Origin of the sequence: Bradyrhizobium sp. CB1717, assembly GCF_029714325.1 — a bacterium.
Classification (GTDB): Bacteria; Pseudomonadota; Alphaproteobacteria; order Rhizobiales; family Xanthobacteraceae; genus Bradyrhizobium.
Window position 1 is genome coordinate 8,197,703 of sequence record NZ_CP121666.1, and the last position, 15,869, is coordinate 8,213,571.

Consider the following 15,869-nt stretch of genomic DNA (forward strand, 5'->3'; position numbering starts at 1 on the left):
AGCCATCATGACATCGCCGAAGCTCGACCGCCGCCAGATGCTGAAGCTCGAGGCTGCCGCGATCGCCGCGGCCGCCGCCGGGCTCCCGGCGCCGGCGCTCGCCGCCAACCTCGCCGCCGAGCGCGAGGTGAGCGAATTGAAATGGGACAAGGCCGCCTGCCGCTTCTGCGGCACCGGCTGCTCGGTGATGGTCGCGACCAAGGACAACCGCGTCGTCGCCACCCATGGCGACATCAAGGCCGAGGTCAATCGCGGCCTGAACTGCGTCAAGGGCTACTTCCTCTCCAAGATCATGTACGGCCACGACCGCCTGACCCAGCCGATGCTGCGCAAGAGAGACGGCAAGTACGACAAGAACGGCGACTTCACGCCTGTGTCCTGGACCGAAGCCTTCGACATCATGGAGCAGAAGTGGAAGGAGGCGATCAAGAAGCGCGGGCCGAACGGCGTCGCCATGTTCGGCTCCGGCCAGTGGACGATCTGGGAAGGCTATGCGGCGTCAAAGCTGTTCAAGGCCGGCTTCCGCACCAACAACATCGACCCCAATGCGCGGCACTGCATGGCCTCCGCCGTCGCCGGCATGATGCGCACCTTCGGCATCGACGAGCCGGCGGGCTGCTATGACGACATCGAGGCGACCGACGCCTTCGTGCTGTGGGGCTCCAACATGGCGGAGATGCACCCGATCCTGTGGACGCGCCTGACCGACCGCCGGCTGTCCGCGCCGCATGTCCGCGTCGCCGTGCTCTCGACCTTCGAGCACCGCTCGTTCGACCTCGCCGATATCGGCATGGTGTTCGTGCCGCAAACCGATCTCTACATCCTCAACGCCATCGCCAACCACATCATCACGACCGGCCGCGTCAACAAGGACTTCGTCAACGCCCATGCCATCTTCAGGCGCGGGCAGACCGACATCGGCTATGGTTTGAGGCCCGAGCATCCGCTGCAGAAGAAGGCGACCGGCGCGGCCAAGGCCAACGACTCCACCGACATGAGCTATGACGAGTACGTCAAGTTCGTCTCGGACTACACGCTGGAGAAGGCTGCAAAAATGTCCGGCGTGCCGCTGAACCGGCTCGAGGCGCTGGCGGAGCTCTATGCCGATCCCAAGACCAAGGTGATCTCGTTCTGGACCATGGGGTTCAACCAGCACACCCGCGGCGTCTGGGCCAACAACCTCGTCTACAACATCCATCTTCTGACCGGAAAGATCTCCTCGCCCGGCAACAGCCCGTTCTCGCTGACCGGCCAGCCCTCGGCCTGCGGCACCGCGCGCGAGGTCGGCACCTTCTCGCACCGCCTGCCCGCCGACATGGTCGTGACCAACAAGGCGCATCGCGATCATGCCGAGCACATCTGGCAGCTGCCCGAAGGCACCATTCCCGACAAGAACGGCGCACACGCCGTGCTGCAGAGCCGGATGCTGAAGGACGGCCTGATCAACGCCTATTGGGTGCAGGTCAACAACAACCTGCAGGCCGGCCCCAACGTCAACGAGGAGACCTATCCGGGCTTCCGCAACCCCGACAATTTCATCGTGGTGTCGGATGCCTATCCGACCGTGACGGCGCTCGCCGCCGATCTGATCCTGCCGACCGCGATGTGGGTGGAGAAGGAAGGCGCCTATGGCAACGCCGAGCGGCGCACCCAGTTCTGGCACCAGCTCGTCACCGCGCCGGGCGAAGCCAAATCCGATCTCTGGCAGCTCATGGAATTTTCAAAACGCTTCAAGATCGAGGAGGTCTGGCCCGAGGAGCTGATCGCCAAGAAGCCGGACGTTCGCGGCAAGACGCTGTTCGACGTGCTCTACAGGAACGGCCAGGTCGACAAATTCCCCGTGACCGAGATCGAGGCCGGCTATTCCAACGAGGAAGCCAAGGCGTTCGGCTTCTACGTGCAGAAGGGGCTGTTCGAGGAATATGCCCAGTTCGGCCGCGGCCACGGCCACGACCTCGCGCCGTTCGACACCTATCACCGAGAGCGCGGCCTGCGCTGGCCCGTCGTCAACGGCCAGGAGACGAAGTGGCGCTTCCGCGAGGGCAGCGACCCCTACGTCAAGCAGGGCACCGACGTGCAGTTCTACGGCTATCCCGACGGCAAGGCGCGCATCTTCGCGCTTCCGTTCGAGCCGGCGGCGGAATCGCCCGACAACGACTATCCCTACTGGCTCTCGACCGGCCGCGTGCTGGAGCACTGGCATTCCGGCACCATGACGCGCCGCGTGCCCGAGCTGTACAAGGCGTTCCCGGAGGCCGTCTGCTTCATGCATCCCGACGACGCGCAGGACATGAAGCTGCGGCGCGGCGACGAGGTGAAGGTGGTCTCGCGCCGCGGCTTCATCCGCGCCCGCGTCGAGACGCGCGGCCGCGACCGGCCGCCGCGCGGTCTGGTGTTCGTGCCCTGGTTCGACGAATCCAAGCTGATCAACAAGGTGACGCTGGACGCCACCGATCCGATCTCGCTGCAAACCGATTTCAAGAAATGCGCCGTGCGCATCGAGCGGGTGAACCTGTCATGATGAAACGATTTGGTATCGCCCTGCTCGCGGTCGCGATTGCCGCCGGCACGAGCTCGCTGACTGCGCAGACGGTGACCTCGGGACTGCGCGGCGCGGCGCCGCTCAACGACGAGGGCCCGGCGCCGCCGATGCTACCCAACCGCAACACGTCCGAGAAGGAGGTGCGCAACTATCCGGAGCAGCCGCCCGTCATCCCGCACACGATCGACGGCTACCAGATCGACCTCAACGGCAACAAATGCCTGTCCTGCCACGCGCGGGCGCGCACGGCGGAATCGCAGGCGCCGATGGTGTCGATCACGCATTTCATGGACCGCGACGGCCAGTTCCTGGCCTCGATCTCGCCGCGCCGCTTCTTCTGCACCGAGTGCCACGTGCCGCAGAACACCGCCAATCCGCCCGTCAGCAACGATTTTACCGACATCGACACGCTGCTGTCGCGCGCAAGCCCGGGTGGCCGGCGATGACGACGACCGCTGACGAGCCCAAGGAGAAGCTGGAGTCCAAGCGCGGCTTCATCGCGCGAAGCTGGGATTTCCTGCTCGAGCTCTGGGGCGTGCTGACCCGGCCGAGCTCGGTGTTCGCGCTCGGCACGCTGGTGCTGGCGGGCTTCGTGGCCGGCGTGATCTTCTGGGGCGGCTTCAACACCGCGCTGGAAATCACCAACACCGAAAAATTCTGCACAGGCTGCCACGAGATGAAGGACAACGTCTTCGCGGAGCTGAAGTCGACCATCCACTTCACCAACCGCTCCGGCGTGCGCGCGACCTGCCCGGACTGCCACGTGCCGCACAACTGGACCGACAAGATCGCGCGCAAGATGCAGGCCTCCAAGGAGGTCTGGGGCAAGATCTTCGGCACGATCGATACACGGGAGAAATTCCTGGATCACCGGCTCGAGCTCGCCGCGCATGAATGGGCGCGCTTCAAGGCCAATGACTCCCTGGAATGCCGCAACTGCCACAGCGCCGATTCCATGGACATCACCAAACAGTCGCCGCGGGCCTCGGTCGCGCACCAGCGCTTCCTGTTCACCAAGGAAAAGACCTGCATCGACTGCCACAAGGGCATCGCCCACCAGCTGCCGGATATGCGTGGCGTTCCCGGCTGGCAGTAGGGGCGCAGGCAACTCGATTCGCCCCGCTTGAACCCTTGGGGCGAATGGTTAGTTTTGGGGGACGGCGAATCGCCCCGATTTCGCCCCTCCTCAAGACAGCTATGGCCACTTTCACCCCGCATCAGGATGCCGCGCTCAAGGCCGTCGGTGACTGGCTCAAAGCCAAGCCCGGACGGGGCGGCACGCCGCCGGTCTTCCGCCTGTTCGGCTTTGCCGGCACCGGCAAGACCACGCTGGCGCGGCATATCGCCGAGGGCGTGGACGGCGAGGTGAAATTCGCCGCCTTCACCGGCAAGGCGGCCCTCGTGATGCGCAACAAGGGCTGCGACGAGGCCTCCACGATCCATTCGCTGATCTACCGCGCCCGCGAATCCGGCGAGGAGCAGCCGAGCTTCGAATTGTGGGACGACGCGCCGGCATCGAAAGCCAAGCTGATCGTGATCGACGAATGCTCCATGGTCGATGCCGAGCTCGGCCGCGACCTGATGTCGTTCGACTGTCCGCTGCTGGTGCTGGGCGACCCTGCGCAGCTGCCGCCGATCCAGGGCGGCGGCTTCTTCACCAATTCGGAGCCCGACGCGATGCTGACCGAGGTGCATCGCCAGGCCCAGGACGATCCGATCGTGCGGATGTCGATGGACGTACGCGAGGGCCGCGAGCTCGACATCGGCCGCTACGGCGAGAGCGAGGTGGTGTCGCGGAAGGAGCTCGACCCCGACCGCGTCATGGGCGCCGACCAGGTCCTGGTCGGCCGCAACAACACGCGACGCGCGTACAACATGCGGGTGCGCCAGCGCCAGAACATCGAGGACCAGTTCCCGGTCGCCGGCGACAAGCTGGTGTGCCTGCGCAACAACCGCAAGAAGGGCCTGTTCAACGGCGGCCTGTGGCGCGTGAAGTCGCGCAACACCTCGCGCTCGAAATCGCGCATCCTCTCCATGCGGCTGTCGCCGGACGAGGATTTCGGGCACAAGGTGACGAAGGTGTCCGTGCGCGCCGACTGCTTCGAGGGTGGCATCGAGCAGATCGCCTGGGAGCAGCGCAAGCCCTATGACGAGTTCGACTATGGCTACGTGCTGACCGTGCACAAATCGCAGGGCTCGCAATGGGACGACGTCGTGCTGTTCGACGAGAGTTTTGCGTTTGGGGAGAGCCGGGCAAGGTGGCTGTACACGGGGATTACGCGGGCGGCGAAAAGGTTGAGTATCGTCGTTTAAAGCGCCGCTGCCGTAGGGTGGGCAAAGGCGCAACGCGCCGTGCCCACCATCTCTCTCCCTAAGCAAAAAACGCGTGGGCACGCTTCGCTTTGCCCACCCTACGGCACTACCCCGTCATTCCGGGGCGGCTCGAAGAGCCGAACCCGGAATCTCGAGATTCCGGGTTCGATGCTTCGCATCGCCCCGGAATGACGAATTGTTGCTCCGCAACTCAATTCCTCACTTCCCCGCAACAAAATAGAAATCCTCCCGTCCCGGCGGCGAGCCATACGTGAACGGCTGCTGCTCGTGCTTGGTCGCGGCCCAGACGTCGTCGCGGACGATGTCGAACAGCTTTCGGATCTCGACCTTCGGTTCCTTGATCTCGCGGGCGAGCGCGGTGGCGAACGGGCTGTTGGCGGCACCGTCGCCGTCCATCGCGGTCTCGCCGTGCTTGGCGGCATAGACCACCATGTAGCCGGCGCCGGGCTCGATGTTGGAAAAGCCCTTGTCGACGAGCTTCAGCGACAGCGTGCGCTGCATGGCCGGCGCGAACGGATTGTCGCGACAGGCATCGAGCACCACGAGACGCATTTTTCGCGCGGCACCGACTGCGGCGATGACCTGCTCGAGCGCGACCGCCTGCGTCTCGGCGTCCTTGTCGGCGGCAAGCTTGGCATCGACGGGGACGAGATAGTTCACGCCGCCGATCTCAAAGCCGTGGCCGGCGTAATAGACCACGGCCCAGTCGGCCTTCTCCGCCTCCTCCGCGAAGGTCTTCAGCGCGTCGAAGAACTTGTCGCGGGTGAGATCGCTGACGGAGATCACGGTCTGGAAACCGACATCCTTCAGCACGCTCGCGATCAATTTCGAGTCGCGCGGCGGATTGGGCAAGGCGTGCACGTTCTTGTAGGCACCGTTGCCGATCACCAGCGCGACGCGGCGCCCGCTGGGCGCGCCCACTGGGGCCTGCGGCGTCAGCGCGGCGAGCCGCTCCTGCGCGATGGCGCGGGCGCGCGCCACGTCGGGTTCGTCGAACTTCGTCAGCGAATAGGCGGCTGCGCGGTAATCGGCGCGCGCCTGGGCGAGATCCTTCTTCCGCTCGTAGATCTGGCCGCGGCCGGAATGAGCACGAATATTGTTCGGATTGATCTCGATCGCCGTGTTGTAGTCCTTCAGCGCAGCATCGAGGTCGCCCTTCATCATGGCAACGTCGGCGCGATTGTTGATCGCGAAGACGTTGCGGGGCTGCTTCTGGATCAGGCCGTTGCAGTCGGCGAAGGCCTGCTCAAACTTGCCCATCATGCCCCAGGTGATGCAGCGGTTGCTCACGATCTGAGGCGCGGCCGGATCGATCTTCTCGGCTTCCGCAAAGTCGGCGATCGCGCCGTTGAAATCCTTCATCAGCGTCCGTACGCGGGCACGATTGGTCCAGCCGAGCAGGAATTTCGGCGTGTACCTGATCGACAGGTTGAAATCGTCGAGCGCGCTTTGCAGGGCGCCCCGGCGCAGCTGGATCACGCCGCGATTGTTGTAGGGGACACCGTAGGTCGGCCGCTTCTGGAGCGCGAGGTTGTAGTCGGCCATCGCGAGGTCGTCCTGGCCCTTGCGCTCATAGGCGAGGCCGCGCAGGTTGAGCGCAATGACGTAGTCAGGATCGAGATCGACGGCCATGGACAGGGTCTCGATGGCGTGGACGTAGTCGCGCTTGTTGATCAGGGTGTTGCCGCGCACGGACAGCGCGACGGCCTTGTCCTTGCCGGTCAGGCGATCGGCGTTGAGCAGATTGTCGCAGGCCGGTGCGCGGGCCTGCATGTCCGCCTGGCGGTCGCGGCAGAGGGCGAGATCGTCGCTGACTTGATCTGCATGGGCGATCGCGACGGTGGCGATCAGGGTGACGAGGGTCAGGGAAACGACGCGCAGCATGTTATCAGGCCAGCTCCAGCCACCATTTTTCCAGGTCGATCGTCGATCGCGCGGCTTCATCTAGCGCGGAGTTCCCACCTCGCCAAGCGGGCTGTCTGAAGCAGACGCTTTCACAGACTCGTGTCCATCCCGGCGTAACAATCGGTCCCTATCCCCGTATCTCCAGTGACTGGAATGCGGCCGGGCAGGCTGTTCGCCCGGTGCCAACCGACCTAGACTGTCGCAACCTTCCGCCAAAGAGGCTCCGCCATGCGTCGTCCCGCCCTTCTGACCCTGCTCGCCGCCACCGCCGCCGCGACACTGGCCTTTGCCGTGCCGTCCCGGGCCGCCGAGGAAGCCGTCGTGATCCCCGCCCCGGCCGTGGACGCGGCGCCCGCGAGCGGCATCCAGACCGCGGTGGTCGCCGGCGGCTGCTTCTGGGGCGTGCAGGGCGTCTTCCAGCACACCGCCGGCGTCGTCAACGCGGTCTCCGGCTATGCCGGCGGCACCAAGGCGACCGCCGACTACCAGACGGTCTCGGGCGGCCGGACCGGCCATGCGGAATCGGTCGAGATCAAGTACGACCCGAAGAAGATCTCTTACGGAAAGATCCTCCAGATCTACTTCTCGGTGGTGCACGACCCGACCCAGCTCAACCGCCAGGGCCCCGACATCGGCACGCAATATCGCTCGGCGATCTTCACCACCTCCGACGAGCAGAAGAAGGTGGCGGATGCCTATATCGCCCAGCTCAACGGCGCGAAGGTGTTCGGCAAGCCGATCGTGACCAAGGTCGGCGCGCTGGAGGCGTTCTATCCGGCGGAGGCCTATCACCAGGATTACCTGACGCTGCACCCGAACCAGCCCTACATCGCCTATAACGACCTGCCCAAGGTCGAGAACCTGAAAAAGCTGTTCGCGGATAACTACATTGAGAAGCCGACGCTGGTGAATGCCAGCAAGGCCACCAACTGATCGCGAGATCATCGAAAGCAAGATCATCGAAGAAACGGGAGACCCATGCCCGACACCAAGGCGAAAACCACCGACGACAAAGTCATCAAGAGCGAAGAGCAGTGGCGGCGCGAGCTGTCGCCGATGCAGTACGCGGTGCTGCGCGAGAAGGCGACCGAGCGTCCCTTCACGGGCGAATATGAGCACGACCACCGAGCCGGCACCTATGTCTGCGCCGGCTGCGGCAACGTGCTGTTCGATTCCGACGCCAAATTCGATTCCGGCTGCGGCTGGCCGAGCTTCACCGCGCCTGCGGTCGAAAGCCATATCGACGAGGAGCGGGATGTCAGCCACGGCATGATCCGCACCGAGGTGCTCTGCTCCAAGTGCAGCGGCCACCTCGGCCACGTCTTCCCCGACGGCCCCGGGCCGACCGGCCTGCGCTACTGCATCAACTCCGCGGCGCTGAAGCTCGAGCCTAAATAACCCAGCGCGCCGCCGGGTTCCCCCATGGAACCCGGCGGCGCGATGTGCTTTTCTCCCCTGGCGGTGCGCCGATTAGCGCATTTCGGCGGGCCGCCAGGGAGGATGCCATGACCCTTGGGACCGTCCTGATCATCCTGGTGATCATCTATCTCGTCGGCGGCCTGTCCGGCCGGTTCGGCGGCTACGGCTATGGCCTCGGCCATTCCGGCATGGGTATTGGCGGGGTCGTTCTGGTGGTGCTGATCGTGCTGCTGCTTGCCGGCAAAGTTTGAACCATATAAGCCATTGAAATAACTTATGTTTATGCGGCTGCGGGGCTGCCATGCGTTGATTCATCATCTCGCATCGCGGGGGTCGCATTTCTGTCAAAACGGCCTATATTAGGGGGCGAAAATGACATGTGCGGCGGGCCCGCTCGAGTGCGGCCGCTGCCCTCCCAAACCCCACGCGCTTAAAGCCCCAGAGAGATCACGAGGTCTTTGACCATGCGTCCACTGCGTCCGTTCAACTTCAACACTTCCGCCGAACTCTTCCCCGCTGCGATCCGCAAGAAGAAGCGCGCCGGCTTCACCTATCGCCGGTTCGGCACCGCGGCCGAAGCCGTGCAGTTCGCGATGGAGCAGTTGCCGACGGATTCGCTGAACGGCGCCTATCTCCAGGTCGAGGAAGCGCGCTTCGACCAGAACGGCATCCGCTCGCTCTACGAGAGCGAAGCCTTCCCGCTGCCGCGCCGCCCCCGGCCGGCCCCGGCCGCCGAGACCGACGCCGACGCGGCGTAAGTTTTCGCAAAACTCCGATGTGCGCTGAAGGCGCGATGGCCGAAAGGCTGTCGCGCTTTTTGCTTTTGGGCTGCCTCTCTCCCCCGTCATTGCGAGCGCAGAGAAATCCGGCGCATCGTCGACCAGATGGAATCGTGGCGAGCCCTCTTACATCCGCGGCTGCTTGTCGAGCCAGCGGCGGAGCAGACGGACGTTGCGCATGTTGGCGCGGAACATGACGTCGAAGGCATCGCCTGCGAACGGGACCATGCCGACCACGCCGTCGACCGCGACATTGCCGAGCATGCGCGCGGTGATGTACCAGGGCGCCCCCAGCGCCCTCGCCTCGCGCACCAGCCATAGCGAGATCGCGGTCGTGATGATGTCGCCGACCACGGGGATCAACCCGATCAGCCCGTCGATACCGTAGCGGATCTTGGTGCCGGGCAGGATGAAGGCGACGTCGAGCAGTTTTGCGATGGCCTCGAGCCGCGCGATGCGCTGCTCGCGCGTCAGATTGCCGAACGGATTTCCGGCGAATGGATTGTCCTTGCCGAACTCGAAGCGAAACTCGCGAAATCCCTGCTCCAGCGTCTCGGGCCGGATCTCGTGCCCTTCCTGATCGATGATCGGTCCGCGCGCCTCGGCGCCTGAAAAGGTCGCGCGCGAATGGCTCCCGGAACGGGATTTGCGGGGCGCAAGGATATCGTCGTCAGACATGGTCATAACCTGAGGGAAACGCGCCAACGCCGCGGGGGTTGCTGCGCCGCGCCCGAACGCCGCGCGTTCAGGTCGGTGCCGCCGCGGATTGCGGCTCCTCGACATATCTATGCACGAGCCAGGAGGAAATCACCGACGGCACGAAGCCGACCATGCCGTACAGAATGAACTGCACCACACCCGAATCCGGCCCGCGCGAGCTGTAGGTCAGCGAGGCCAGCACGAAGGCGAACAGGCCAACGAGGAGCATCCGCAAGGTGGGGCCGATCCGGCGGATGTGGATCAGGATGTCGTCGACCGCACCGATCATCAGCGAGGGCAGGAAGCCGAACAGATAGCTGTATTGCAGGGTCTTGAAGAACACCACGAACAGCTTGCCGACCTCGCCGAGTGTGGTCTGGGTCCAATAGCCGGATTGATACGTCGTCGTCAGCAGCAGCAGGAACCCGCCGACGAACGGTCCGACCAGCGCAAACACCAGATAGCGTTTCATCAGATACCCTCACACATCGCCCCGTTATAGCAGCGCGGCGGGAACCTTGAACAGCGGGCGCCGGCCGCCTCGAAGGGGGAACAAAGTAGCAAGGCGACGAGTTCAGACAGGGATCTGAAGCATCCCAGTCGGACTGGAGCCGCCGATGTCCCATAAATTCATTCTGGCGACGATCACGCTGGTCGCCCTGAGCGGCCTGCCGGGCGCGCCCGCTTTCGCCCAGGGCCACATGGGCACGCCGCAGGAGCAGAACGCCTGCTCGCGCGATGCGTCGCGGCTGTGCCGCAAGGAACTCGGCAATGACGGCGCGGTGCAGAGCTGCCTGCAGGCCAACCGGGCCAAGCTGTCGAAAGCATGCAGCAAGGTGTTCGCCAGCCACGGCATGTGAGGATCGAAAACGCCCCTGCGAACGGAGAGTGAAGCCATGCTGCGCGACGAACAACTCTCGATCCTCAGGGACATCAGCCAGTCCGTCGCCTTCGCCGACGACAGGCAGGGCAAGATCGGCGAGTTGATCGCCGACGGCTATGTGATGAAGGACGGCGATCTGTTCGAGCTCACCGCGAAGGGCGTCACGGCGGTCCAGGAACATGCCGCTTCGCTCGGTGCTGATGATGCGGAACAGGCGAGCGCATCATCAGACCGGCTGATCTGATCGCGCCACCTCGTTTGCTGCGTGACGTGCGCGCAACAATCGCGAATTCCTTTGCGATGACCATTGCAGGCCCGTGACAATGGCGCATACTTCGCTCGGGCGGCGCAGCACTTTCGATTCGACATCAAGTAATCGAGCGACCACATGCGGGATCAGGATCCCGGCGTGAAGGCTGTGACATGCGGCAGGTCAAGCCGCGTGCGGCGCCCCAAAACCAAGCGGCTCAAGCCCTACGGAACTCGGGGACCCATCCTTCATGACACGCTATCAGACCATCGCTTCGCTCGTCGCGCTCGCCACCACCTTCGCGCTCCAGACATCACCCAGTCTCGCCTTCTCGCAAGAAGCCCAGCAGATGTGCTCGGGCGATGCGATGCGGCTGTGCTCGAGTGAAATCCCTGACATCCCCAGGATCACCGCCTGCATGGTGCGGAAAAAGGCCCAAGTCAGCCCCGGCTGCCGCGCCGTGATGGACCGCGAGCACGCGGCCGCTACGGCGGCACGGAAGCGGGAAGCGGCGGCGCAGTAAGAGGGGTGGCGACGCCTGCCGCTCCGCCGTCATTGCGAGGAGCGCTTGCGACGAAGCAATCCAGAACTGTCACCGTGGAAAGACTCTGGATTGCTTCGCTTCGCTCGCAATGACGGAGTGTGTGGCGACGCCTCCGGCCATGCAGGCCGCGGTCTCTCGGAGCAAACCTAATCGCCCCACTGCGCGAAGGCGTCGTTGAAGGCGCGCTCGCCGGGGGCGCCCTTCTCGATGGCGATGATGGCGCGGCGCTGGTTGGCGTAGACCAGCGGCACGTCGAACCAGGAACGCTCCTTCAGGAGCTGGACGTTGCGGGCGCGGTCGGCGTCGACATTGGAGAGGCCGACCAGGAAGAAGCCGTCGGTGACCTTGACCGCGAGGCCGGCGAGCGGCGTGCCGCGGGCCTGCTCGTTCGACTTCATCAGGATGCCCGGCACGTTGGAGACGCTGCCGCCCGGAAAATCCGGCGGCAGGATGAAGGTCAGTTCCGCGGTGTGGCTCGCCGGCAGCGAGGAGTCGGTATTGCGGCGGAACGACATCGTCATCTTGAACTTGCGGTCGGGGATCTCGATCTCGGCGCGCACGGCAACGTCGGCCTTCTGGTTGCCCGACGCCTTGATCGGCTCGAGCCGCCACACCACCGAGCCGACATATTGCTTGCCCTTCGGATCGGACGGATCCTCGTCATAGAGCACGACCTTCTGCGCCACCGGCGCAACCGGCTGGTCGCTCGCCGAGGGCTGGCCGACGCGGTCGGGGATCTTGGGCTTGCTCTGCGGCTGCGAGCTATCCTTGGGCGCCTCCACCACCTGGGTCGGCGAGGACTTGAACAGGTTGGTGGCGGTCTGGAGCAGCGGCCTGCCCCAGAGGATGCCGGCACCGATCAGGATCAGCACGATGCCGACGCCGATCGCGCTCTTGAACGGGAACGCGGAGCCGCGGCGCTTGGGCTTCTTGGCGTCGCGGTCGAGGACGGGGATGTGCGGGCGCGGCGAAGGCGGCTGCGGCGTGTAGCGCTCGGCCTCCTCGATCGACTCGTCATAGGAATAGGGCGCGTCCTGCTCGCCGGCGCGGTTCTCCAGGCTCGGCTCGAGCCGGTCGAATTCCGGCGAGGGCGAGGGCACGTTGGCGTAGGTGCGGCGCGCGGCGCGGTTGGCCTGTGCGGCCGCGCCGCCGAGATCGTTGGCATCGGCCGTGATGTCGCGGAAGCCGCGCACGCCTGGGGCCGGCGGCAGCGCCGGCGGGGGGCCGATATCAGGCGGACGGCGCCCACCCGCACGATCGCGGCCGGCCGGTGGCGGCGCCGGCGGCTCCGGCATCGACGGCGGCGCAGGCGGCCCCGGCTGACGCGGCGCGTCGAAACGCGGCGCGCGCGGCGGACGCTGGGCATCGCCCTGGTCATCGACGTTGAAGGACGGGCGGTCGGCCCGCGGCGGGGTCGGGGCCGGACGGGTGCGCGGCTGGGACGGGGGCGGGCCCGCCTCGGTGGCACGGGTGCTGGCGCGGCGGAAGGCATCGCCGCTGCCGCTGCCGCCGCTGCGGCCGCCGCCACCACCGGGGCGCGAGGCGTCGCGGGCGCGCTGGGCGGCCTCCGATTCGACCTTGCGGACGGCCTCTTCCAGCGACAGCCGTTCGCGGGTGATCTCGGATTCGGAGAGCGGCGGCTGCACGCTGCGGAGCTGCGCGATCAGTGCCGTGCGCGCCCGCTCATAGAGCGCGCGACGGCTTTCGCCGGGAGCGTTGGGGTCCAGGGCGGCAATAGCGCGGGCGATCAGCGGATAGTAATCAGCCATTTCTACTCAACTATACGCGCGTCCCGGTAAGATTTCGTTAAGCCTCAAACGGATTTTGCACCAGGATAGTATCCTCGCGTTCGGGGCTGGTGGAAAGCAGCGCGACCGGACACCCAACCAATTCCTCGATCCGGCGGACATATTTGATGGCCTGGGCGGGCAGCTGGGCCCAGGACCGTGCATTGGCGGTCGGCTCCTTCCAGCCCTCGATGGTCTCGTAGATCGGCTCGACCCGGGCCTGGGCGCCCTCGCCGGCCGGGAAATGGTCGATCTCCTTGCCGTCGAGCTTGTAGCCAGTGCAGACCTCGATCGAATCGAAGCCGTCGAGGATGTCGAGCTTGGTCAGCGCGAGACCGTTGATGCCGCAGGTGCGGACCGCCTGGCGGACCAGCACGGCGTCGAACCAGCCGCAGCGGCGGGGCCGCCCGGTATTGGTGCCGAACTCGCGGCCGCGCTCGCCGATCTTGCGGCCGATCTCGTTGTCCTGCTCGGTCGGGAACGGGCCCTGCCCGACGCGGGTCGTGTAGGCCTTGCACAGGCCGAGCACATAGCCGACCGCGCCCGGTCCGAGGCCGGCGCCGGTCGCCGCCTGCGCCGCCACCGTGTTGGACGAGGTGACGTAGGGATAGGTGCCGTGGTCGACGTCGAGCAGCGCGCCCTGCGCGCCCTCGAACAGCATGCGCTTGCCGGCGCGCCGCTCGATGTCGAGCAGGCGCCACACCGTCTCGACATAGGGCAGCAGCTGCGGCGCCAGCGCGCTCAATTCCTTCAGGATCTCCTTGCCGTCGAACTCCGGCAGGTTGAGACCGCGGCGCAGCGCATTGTGGTGCGCCAGCAGCCGGTCGATCTTGTGCGGCAGGGTGTTGAGGTCGGCGAGATCCATCAGGCGGATGGCGCGGCGGCCGACCTTGTCCTCGTAAGCCGGACCGATGCCGCGGCGGGTGGTGCCGATCGCGGTTGCCGCGTTCGAGGACTCGCGCAGGGCGTCGAGCTCGCGGTGCAGCGGCAGGATCAGGGTGACGTTCTCGGCGACGCGAAGATTGTCCGGGGAGACCGCGACGCCCTGCGAGCGCAGCTTGGTGACCTCGTCGAGGAACGCGGCGGGATCGAACACCACACCGTTGCCGATCACCGACAGCTTGCCCTCGCGCAGCACGCCGGAGGGCAGCAGCGCAAGCTTGTAGGTCTTGCCGTTGATCACCAGCGTGTGGCCGGCGTTATGGCCGCCCTGGAAGCGGACGACGATGTCCGCCTGCTCCGACAACCAGTCGACGATCTTGCCCTTTCCTTCGTCGCCCCACTGGGCGCCGACGACGACAACGTTGGCCATTCGCGGGTAATCCCTGTTCAATCTGTCTTTAGGAGGCATGATCCTCGCGGAAAACCGGTGCCCACTTTTCCGGGATCATGCCTGACGCCCAGCCGATCCGCGGCCCAGGACCGCTCGCACGCAAGGCAGCCAACCGGATAAAGGAAGCGGCCCCTCTAGGCAAGCAAGAACGGGGCTTTTTCGAGGTCCGGGGGCCGGTCCAAGCCTTTGATATCCCCTTAAAATCTCGCAACCTTTGCCGCCGGCGCCAGGGCTTCGACCAAAGCGTGAGAAGCCGCCTTCGCCACGGCATGGGCGCGATGCATCCGCCCCCCGTTGATGCAACCGCGATTTCCGTGTCTTTGGACCGTGCCGGGCGATTGAAGCCGGCCCGGACATCGCCGGGCCGGGGCCTCGGCGCATGGGGCCACAACAACCGCTATGTCCGCCACCGGCCAGACCACGAGCGCCGACACATCCGGTCACAACTGGGTCGCCAACCAGCCCTATCTGCTGCTCAGCGTCACCGCGCTGTGCTGGGCCGGCAACGCCATCGTCGGACGGCTCGCCGCCGGCCATATCCCGCCGGTGACGCTGTCGTTCCTGCGCTGGCTGCTCGCCTTCCTGCTGGTGCTGCCGTTCGCCTGGAAGCACCTGGTGCAGGATTGGCCCGCGATCCGTGGGCGGCTCGGCCTGATGGTCACGCTCTCGATCACCGGCATCGGCGCCTTCAACACGCTGCAATATTGGGCGCTGGAGCACACGCAGGCGCTCAACACCCTGCTGCTGCAGTCGGCCGCGCCGCTGCTGGTGGCGCTGTGGTCGCTGGTCATCCTCGGCATCCGCCTCACCGCAGCGCAGGCGTTCGGCGTGCTGCTGTCGATGTGCGGCGTGCTGACCATCCTCCTGCATGGCGACTTCACCACGCTGTCGAACATCGAGTTCAACAAGGGCGATCTGATCTTCCTGCTCGCGCTTCTGATCTTCGCGCTCTATTCGGTGCTGAGCCTGAAGCGGCCGGCGATGCACGGCCTGTCGTTCCTCGCCTTCACCTTCGGTGCCGGCGCCGCATGCCTCATCCCGCTGGAGATCTGGGAGCTCTCCGCGCGTCCGGTGATGAAGCTCGATGCGCAGAACCTGCTCACCCTGCTCTACGTCGCGGTGTTCCCGTCGACCCTCGCCTATCTCTGCTTCAATCGCGGCGTGCGCCTGATCGGCGCCAACCGCGCCGCACCGTTCTTCCACGTCGTGCCGGTGTTCGGCTCGATCATGGCGATGGTGTTTCTGGGCGAGCACCCGCAGGCCTTCCACTTCATCGGCTTCGCGCTGGTGCTATCAGGCGTGTTCGCGGCGTCGCGGAAGCAGGCGGCGTAGCTCTCACGACAAGCGCGCTCTGCTCTTCCTTCTCCCCTTGTGGGAGAAGGTGGCGCGAAGCG

Annotated in this window: 17 protein-coding genes; 12 read left to right on the forward strand and 5 right to left on the reverse strand. The window is 65.6% G+C overall.

All coding sequences use genetic code 11. The annotated features are described in order from the left end of the window. Window positions 1-7 precede the first annotated feature (7 nt). From napA to QA649_RS38075, 4 genes are all read left to right on the forward strand, one after another. Complete coding sequence (gene napA, locus QA649_RS38060) at window positions 8-2,521, forward strand: nitrate reductase catalytic subunit NapA (RefSeq protein ID WP_283021638.1); 2,514 nt, start codon at window positions 8-10, stop codon at window positions 2,519-2,521. Next, the gene (locus tag QA649_RS38065) at window positions 2,518-2,988 is read left to right on the forward strand and encodes a nitrate reductase cytochrome c-type subunit (RefSeq protein ID WP_283021639.1); all 471 of its coding nucleotides are present in this window, start codon (window positions 2,518-2,520) and stop codon (window positions 2,986-2,988) included. Before napA ends, QA649_RS38065 begins: the two co-directional genes overlap by 4 nt. After that, the gene (locus tag QA649_RS38070) at window positions 2,985-3,638 is read left to right on the forward strand and encodes a NapC/NirT family cytochrome c (RefSeq protein ID WP_018641491.1); all 654 of its coding nucleotides are present in this window, start codon (window positions 2,985-2,987) and stop codon (window positions 3,636-3,638) included. Before QA649_RS38065 ends, QA649_RS38070 begins: the two co-directional genes overlap by 4 nt. Before the next feature lie 101 nt (window positions 3,639-3,739). Continuing rightward, the gene (locus QA649_RS38075; RefSeq protein WP_283021640.1) at window positions 3,740-4,855 is read left to right on the forward strand and encodes an ATP-dependent RecD-like DNA helicase; all 1,116 of its coding nucleotides are present in this window, start codon (window positions 3,740-3,742) and stop codon (window positions 4,853-4,855) included. Window positions 4,856-5,074: 219 nt separating this feature from the next. Here QA649_RS38075 and QA649_RS38080 read toward each other — a convergent pair whose 3' ends face one another. Next, a complete protein-coding gene (locus QA649_RS38080) occupies window positions 5,075-6,760 on the reverse strand; it encodes a caspase family protein (RefSeq protein ID WP_283026194.1) in 1,686 nt (561 codons plus the stop codon). A 249-nt stretch (window positions 6,761-7,009) separates the two neighbouring features. On the opposite strand from QA649_RS38080, the gene msrA reads away from it, so the two are divergent. The 4 genes from msrA (at window position 7,010) to QA649_RS38100 (ending at window position 8,958) form a co-directional block, all read left to right on the forward strand. Then, window positions 7,010-7,714 carry a peptide-methionine (S)-S-oxide reductase MsrA gene (gene msrA / locus QA649_RS38085; protein ID WP_283021641.1) on the forward strand — a complete coding sequence of 235 codons (705 nt, stop codon included), beginning with the start codon at window positions 7,010-7,012 and terminating at the stop codon, window positions 7,712-7,714. A 45-nt stretch (window positions 7,715-7,759) separates the two neighbouring features. After that, on the forward strand, window positions 7,760-8,179 hold the full coding sequence (gene msrB, locus QA649_RS38090) for a peptide-methionine (R)-S-oxide reductase MsrB (RefSeq protein WP_283021642.1): 420 nt from the start codon (window positions 7,760-7,762) through the stop codon (window positions 8,177-8,179). Window positions 8,180-8,286: 107 nt separating this feature from the next. Continuing rightward, window positions 8,287-8,451 carry a DUF3309 family protein gene (locus tag QA649_RS38095; RefSeq protein ID WP_018641496.1) on the forward strand — a complete coding sequence of 55 codons (165 nt, stop codon included), beginning with the start codon at window positions 8,287-8,289 and terminating at the stop codon, window positions 8,449-8,451. Between the two features lie 213 nt (window positions 8,452-8,664). Next, entirely contained in the window at window positions 8,665-8,958 is a 294-nt protein-coding gene (locus QA649_RS38100) for a hypothetical protein (protein ID WP_014492502.1), read from the forward strand. Window positions 8,959-9,105: 147 nt separating this feature from the next. On the opposite strand, the gene QA649_RS38105 is transcribed toward QA649_RS38100, so the two are convergent. Together QA649_RS38105 and QA649_RS38110 are read right to left on the reverse strand one after the other, a co-directional pair. Further along, window positions 9,106-9,663, reverse strand: a complete 558-nt coding sequence (locus QA649_RS38105; protein WP_283021643.1) for a DUF4112 domain-containing protein — start codon at window positions 9,661-9,663, stop codon at window positions 9,106-9,108. A 61-nt stretch (window positions 9,664-9,724) separates the two neighbouring features. Then, complete coding sequence (locus QA649_RS38110) at window positions 9,725-10,150, reverse strand: DUF5413 family protein (RefSeq protein WP_018641498.1); 426 nt, start codon at window positions 10,148-10,150, stop codon at window positions 9,725-9,727. A gap of 145 nt (window positions 10,151-10,295) precedes the next feature. Between QA649_RS38110 and QA649_RS38115 the strand changes: the two genes are divergently transcribed. From QA649_RS38115 to QA649_RS38125, 3 genes are all read left to right on the forward strand, one after another. Then, window positions 10,296-10,538, forward strand: coding sequence for a cysteine rich repeat-containing protein (locus QA649_RS38115; protein WP_283021644.1), 243 nt, complete (start codon window positions 10,296-10,298; stop codon window positions 10,536-10,538). Window positions 10,539-10,574: 36 nt separating this feature from the next. Then, window positions 10,575-10,805 (forward strand): hypothetical protein, encoded by a 231-nt coding sequence (locus QA649_RS38120; RefSeq protein ID WP_283021645.1) that lies wholly within the window; start codon window positions 10,575-10,577, stop codon window positions 10,803-10,805. A gap of 256 nt (window positions 10,806-11,061) precedes the next feature. Beyond that, complete coding sequence (locus QA649_RS38125; RefSeq protein ID WP_283021646.1) at window positions 11,062-11,334, forward strand: hypothetical protein; 273 nt, start codon at window positions 11,062-11,064, stop codon at window positions 11,332-11,334. A gap of 167 nt (window positions 11,335-11,501) precedes the next feature. Here QA649_RS38125 and QA649_RS38130 read toward each other — a convergent pair whose 3' ends face one another. Both QA649_RS38130 and QA649_RS38135 read right to left on the reverse strand, forming a co-directional pair. Further along, window positions 11,502-13,124, reverse strand: a complete 1,623-nt coding sequence (locus QA649_RS38130) for a hypothetical protein (protein WP_283021647.1) — start codon at window positions 13,122-13,124, stop codon at window positions 11,502-11,504. 37 nt (window positions 13,125-13,161) lie between these two features. Beyond that, a complete protein-coding gene (locus tag QA649_RS38135; protein ID WP_283021648.1) occupies window positions 13,162-14,454 on the reverse strand; it encodes an adenylosuccinate synthase in 1,293 nt (430 codons plus the stop codon). Between the two features lie 420 nt (window positions 14,455-14,874). Here QA649_RS38135 and QA649_RS38140 point away from each other — a divergent pair, with 420 nt between their 5' ends. After that, window positions 14,875-15,807, forward strand: a complete 933-nt coding sequence (locus QA649_RS38140) for a DMT family transporter (protein ID WP_283021649.1) — start codon at window positions 14,875-14,877, stop codon at window positions 15,805-15,807. The last annotated feature ends 62 nt before the right edge of the window (window positions 15,808-15,869 follow it).

Excerpts from the sequence above, each read along its gene's own strand:
- napA (WP_283021638.1), top strand. The coding sequence starts at position 8 with ATGACATCGCCGAAGCTCGACCGCCGCCAGATGCTGAAGCTCGAGGCT.
- QA649_RS38065 (WP_283021639.1), top strand. The coding sequence starts at position 2,518 with ATGATGAAACGATTTGGTATCGCCCTGCTCGCGGTCGCGATTGCCGCC.
- QA649_RS38070 (WP_018641491.1), top strand. The coding sequence starts at position 2,985 with ATGACGACGACCGCTGACGAGCCCAAGGAGAAGCTGGAGTCCAAGCGC.
- QA649_RS38075 (WP_283021640.1), top strand. The coding sequence starts at position 3,740 with ATGGCCACTTTCACCCCGCATCAGGATGCCGCGCTCAAGGCCGTCGGT.
- QA649_RS38080 (WP_283026194.1), bottom strand. The coding sequence starts at position 6,760 with ATGCTGCGCGTCGTTTCCCTGACCCTCGTCACCCTGATCGCCACCGTC.
- msrA (WP_283021641.1), top strand. The coding sequence starts at position 7,010 with ATGCGTCGTCCCGCCCTTCTGACCCTGCTCGCCGCCACCGCCGCCGCG.
- msrB (WP_283021642.1), top strand. The coding sequence starts at position 7,760 with ATGCCCGACACCAAGGCGAAAACCACCGACGACAAAGTCATCAAGAGC.
- QA649_RS38095 (WP_018641496.1), top strand. The coding sequence starts at position 8,287 with ATGACCCTTGGGACCGTCCTGATCATCCTGGTGATCATCTATCTCGTC.
- QA649_RS38100 (WP_014492502.1), top strand. The coding sequence starts at position 8,665 with ATGCGTCCACTGCGTCCGTTCAACTTCAACACTTCCGCCGAACTCTTC.
- QA649_RS38105 (WP_283021643.1), bottom strand. The coding sequence starts at position 9,663 with ATGACCATGTCTGACGACGATATCCTTGCGCCCCGCAAATCCCGTTCC.
- QA649_RS38110 (WP_018641498.1), bottom strand. The coding sequence starts at position 10,150 with ATGAAACGCTATCTGGTGTTTGCGCTGGTCGGACCGTTCGTCGGCGGG.
- QA649_RS38115 (WP_283021644.1), top strand. The coding sequence starts at position 10,296 with ATGTCCCATAAATTCATTCTGGCGACGATCACGCTGGTCGCCCTGAGC.
- QA649_RS38120 (WP_283021645.1), top strand. The coding sequence starts at position 10,575 with ATGCTGCGCGACGAACAACTCTCGATCCTCAGGGACATCAGCCAGTCC.
- QA649_RS38125 (WP_283021646.1), top strand. The coding sequence starts at position 11,062 with ATGACACGCTATCAGACCATCGCTTCGCTCGTCGCGCTCGCCACCACC.
- QA649_RS38130 (WP_283021647.1), bottom strand. The coding sequence starts at position 13,124 with ATGGCTGATTACTATCCGCTGATCGCCCGCGCTATTGCCGCCCTGGAC.
- QA649_RS38135 (WP_283021648.1), bottom strand. The coding sequence starts at position 14,454 with ATGGCCAACGTTGTCGTCGTCGGCGCCCAGTGGGGCGACGAAGGAAAG.
- QA649_RS38140 (WP_283021649.1), top strand. The coding sequence starts at position 14,875 with ATGTCCGCCACCGGCCAGACCACGAGCGCCGACACATCCGGTCACAAC.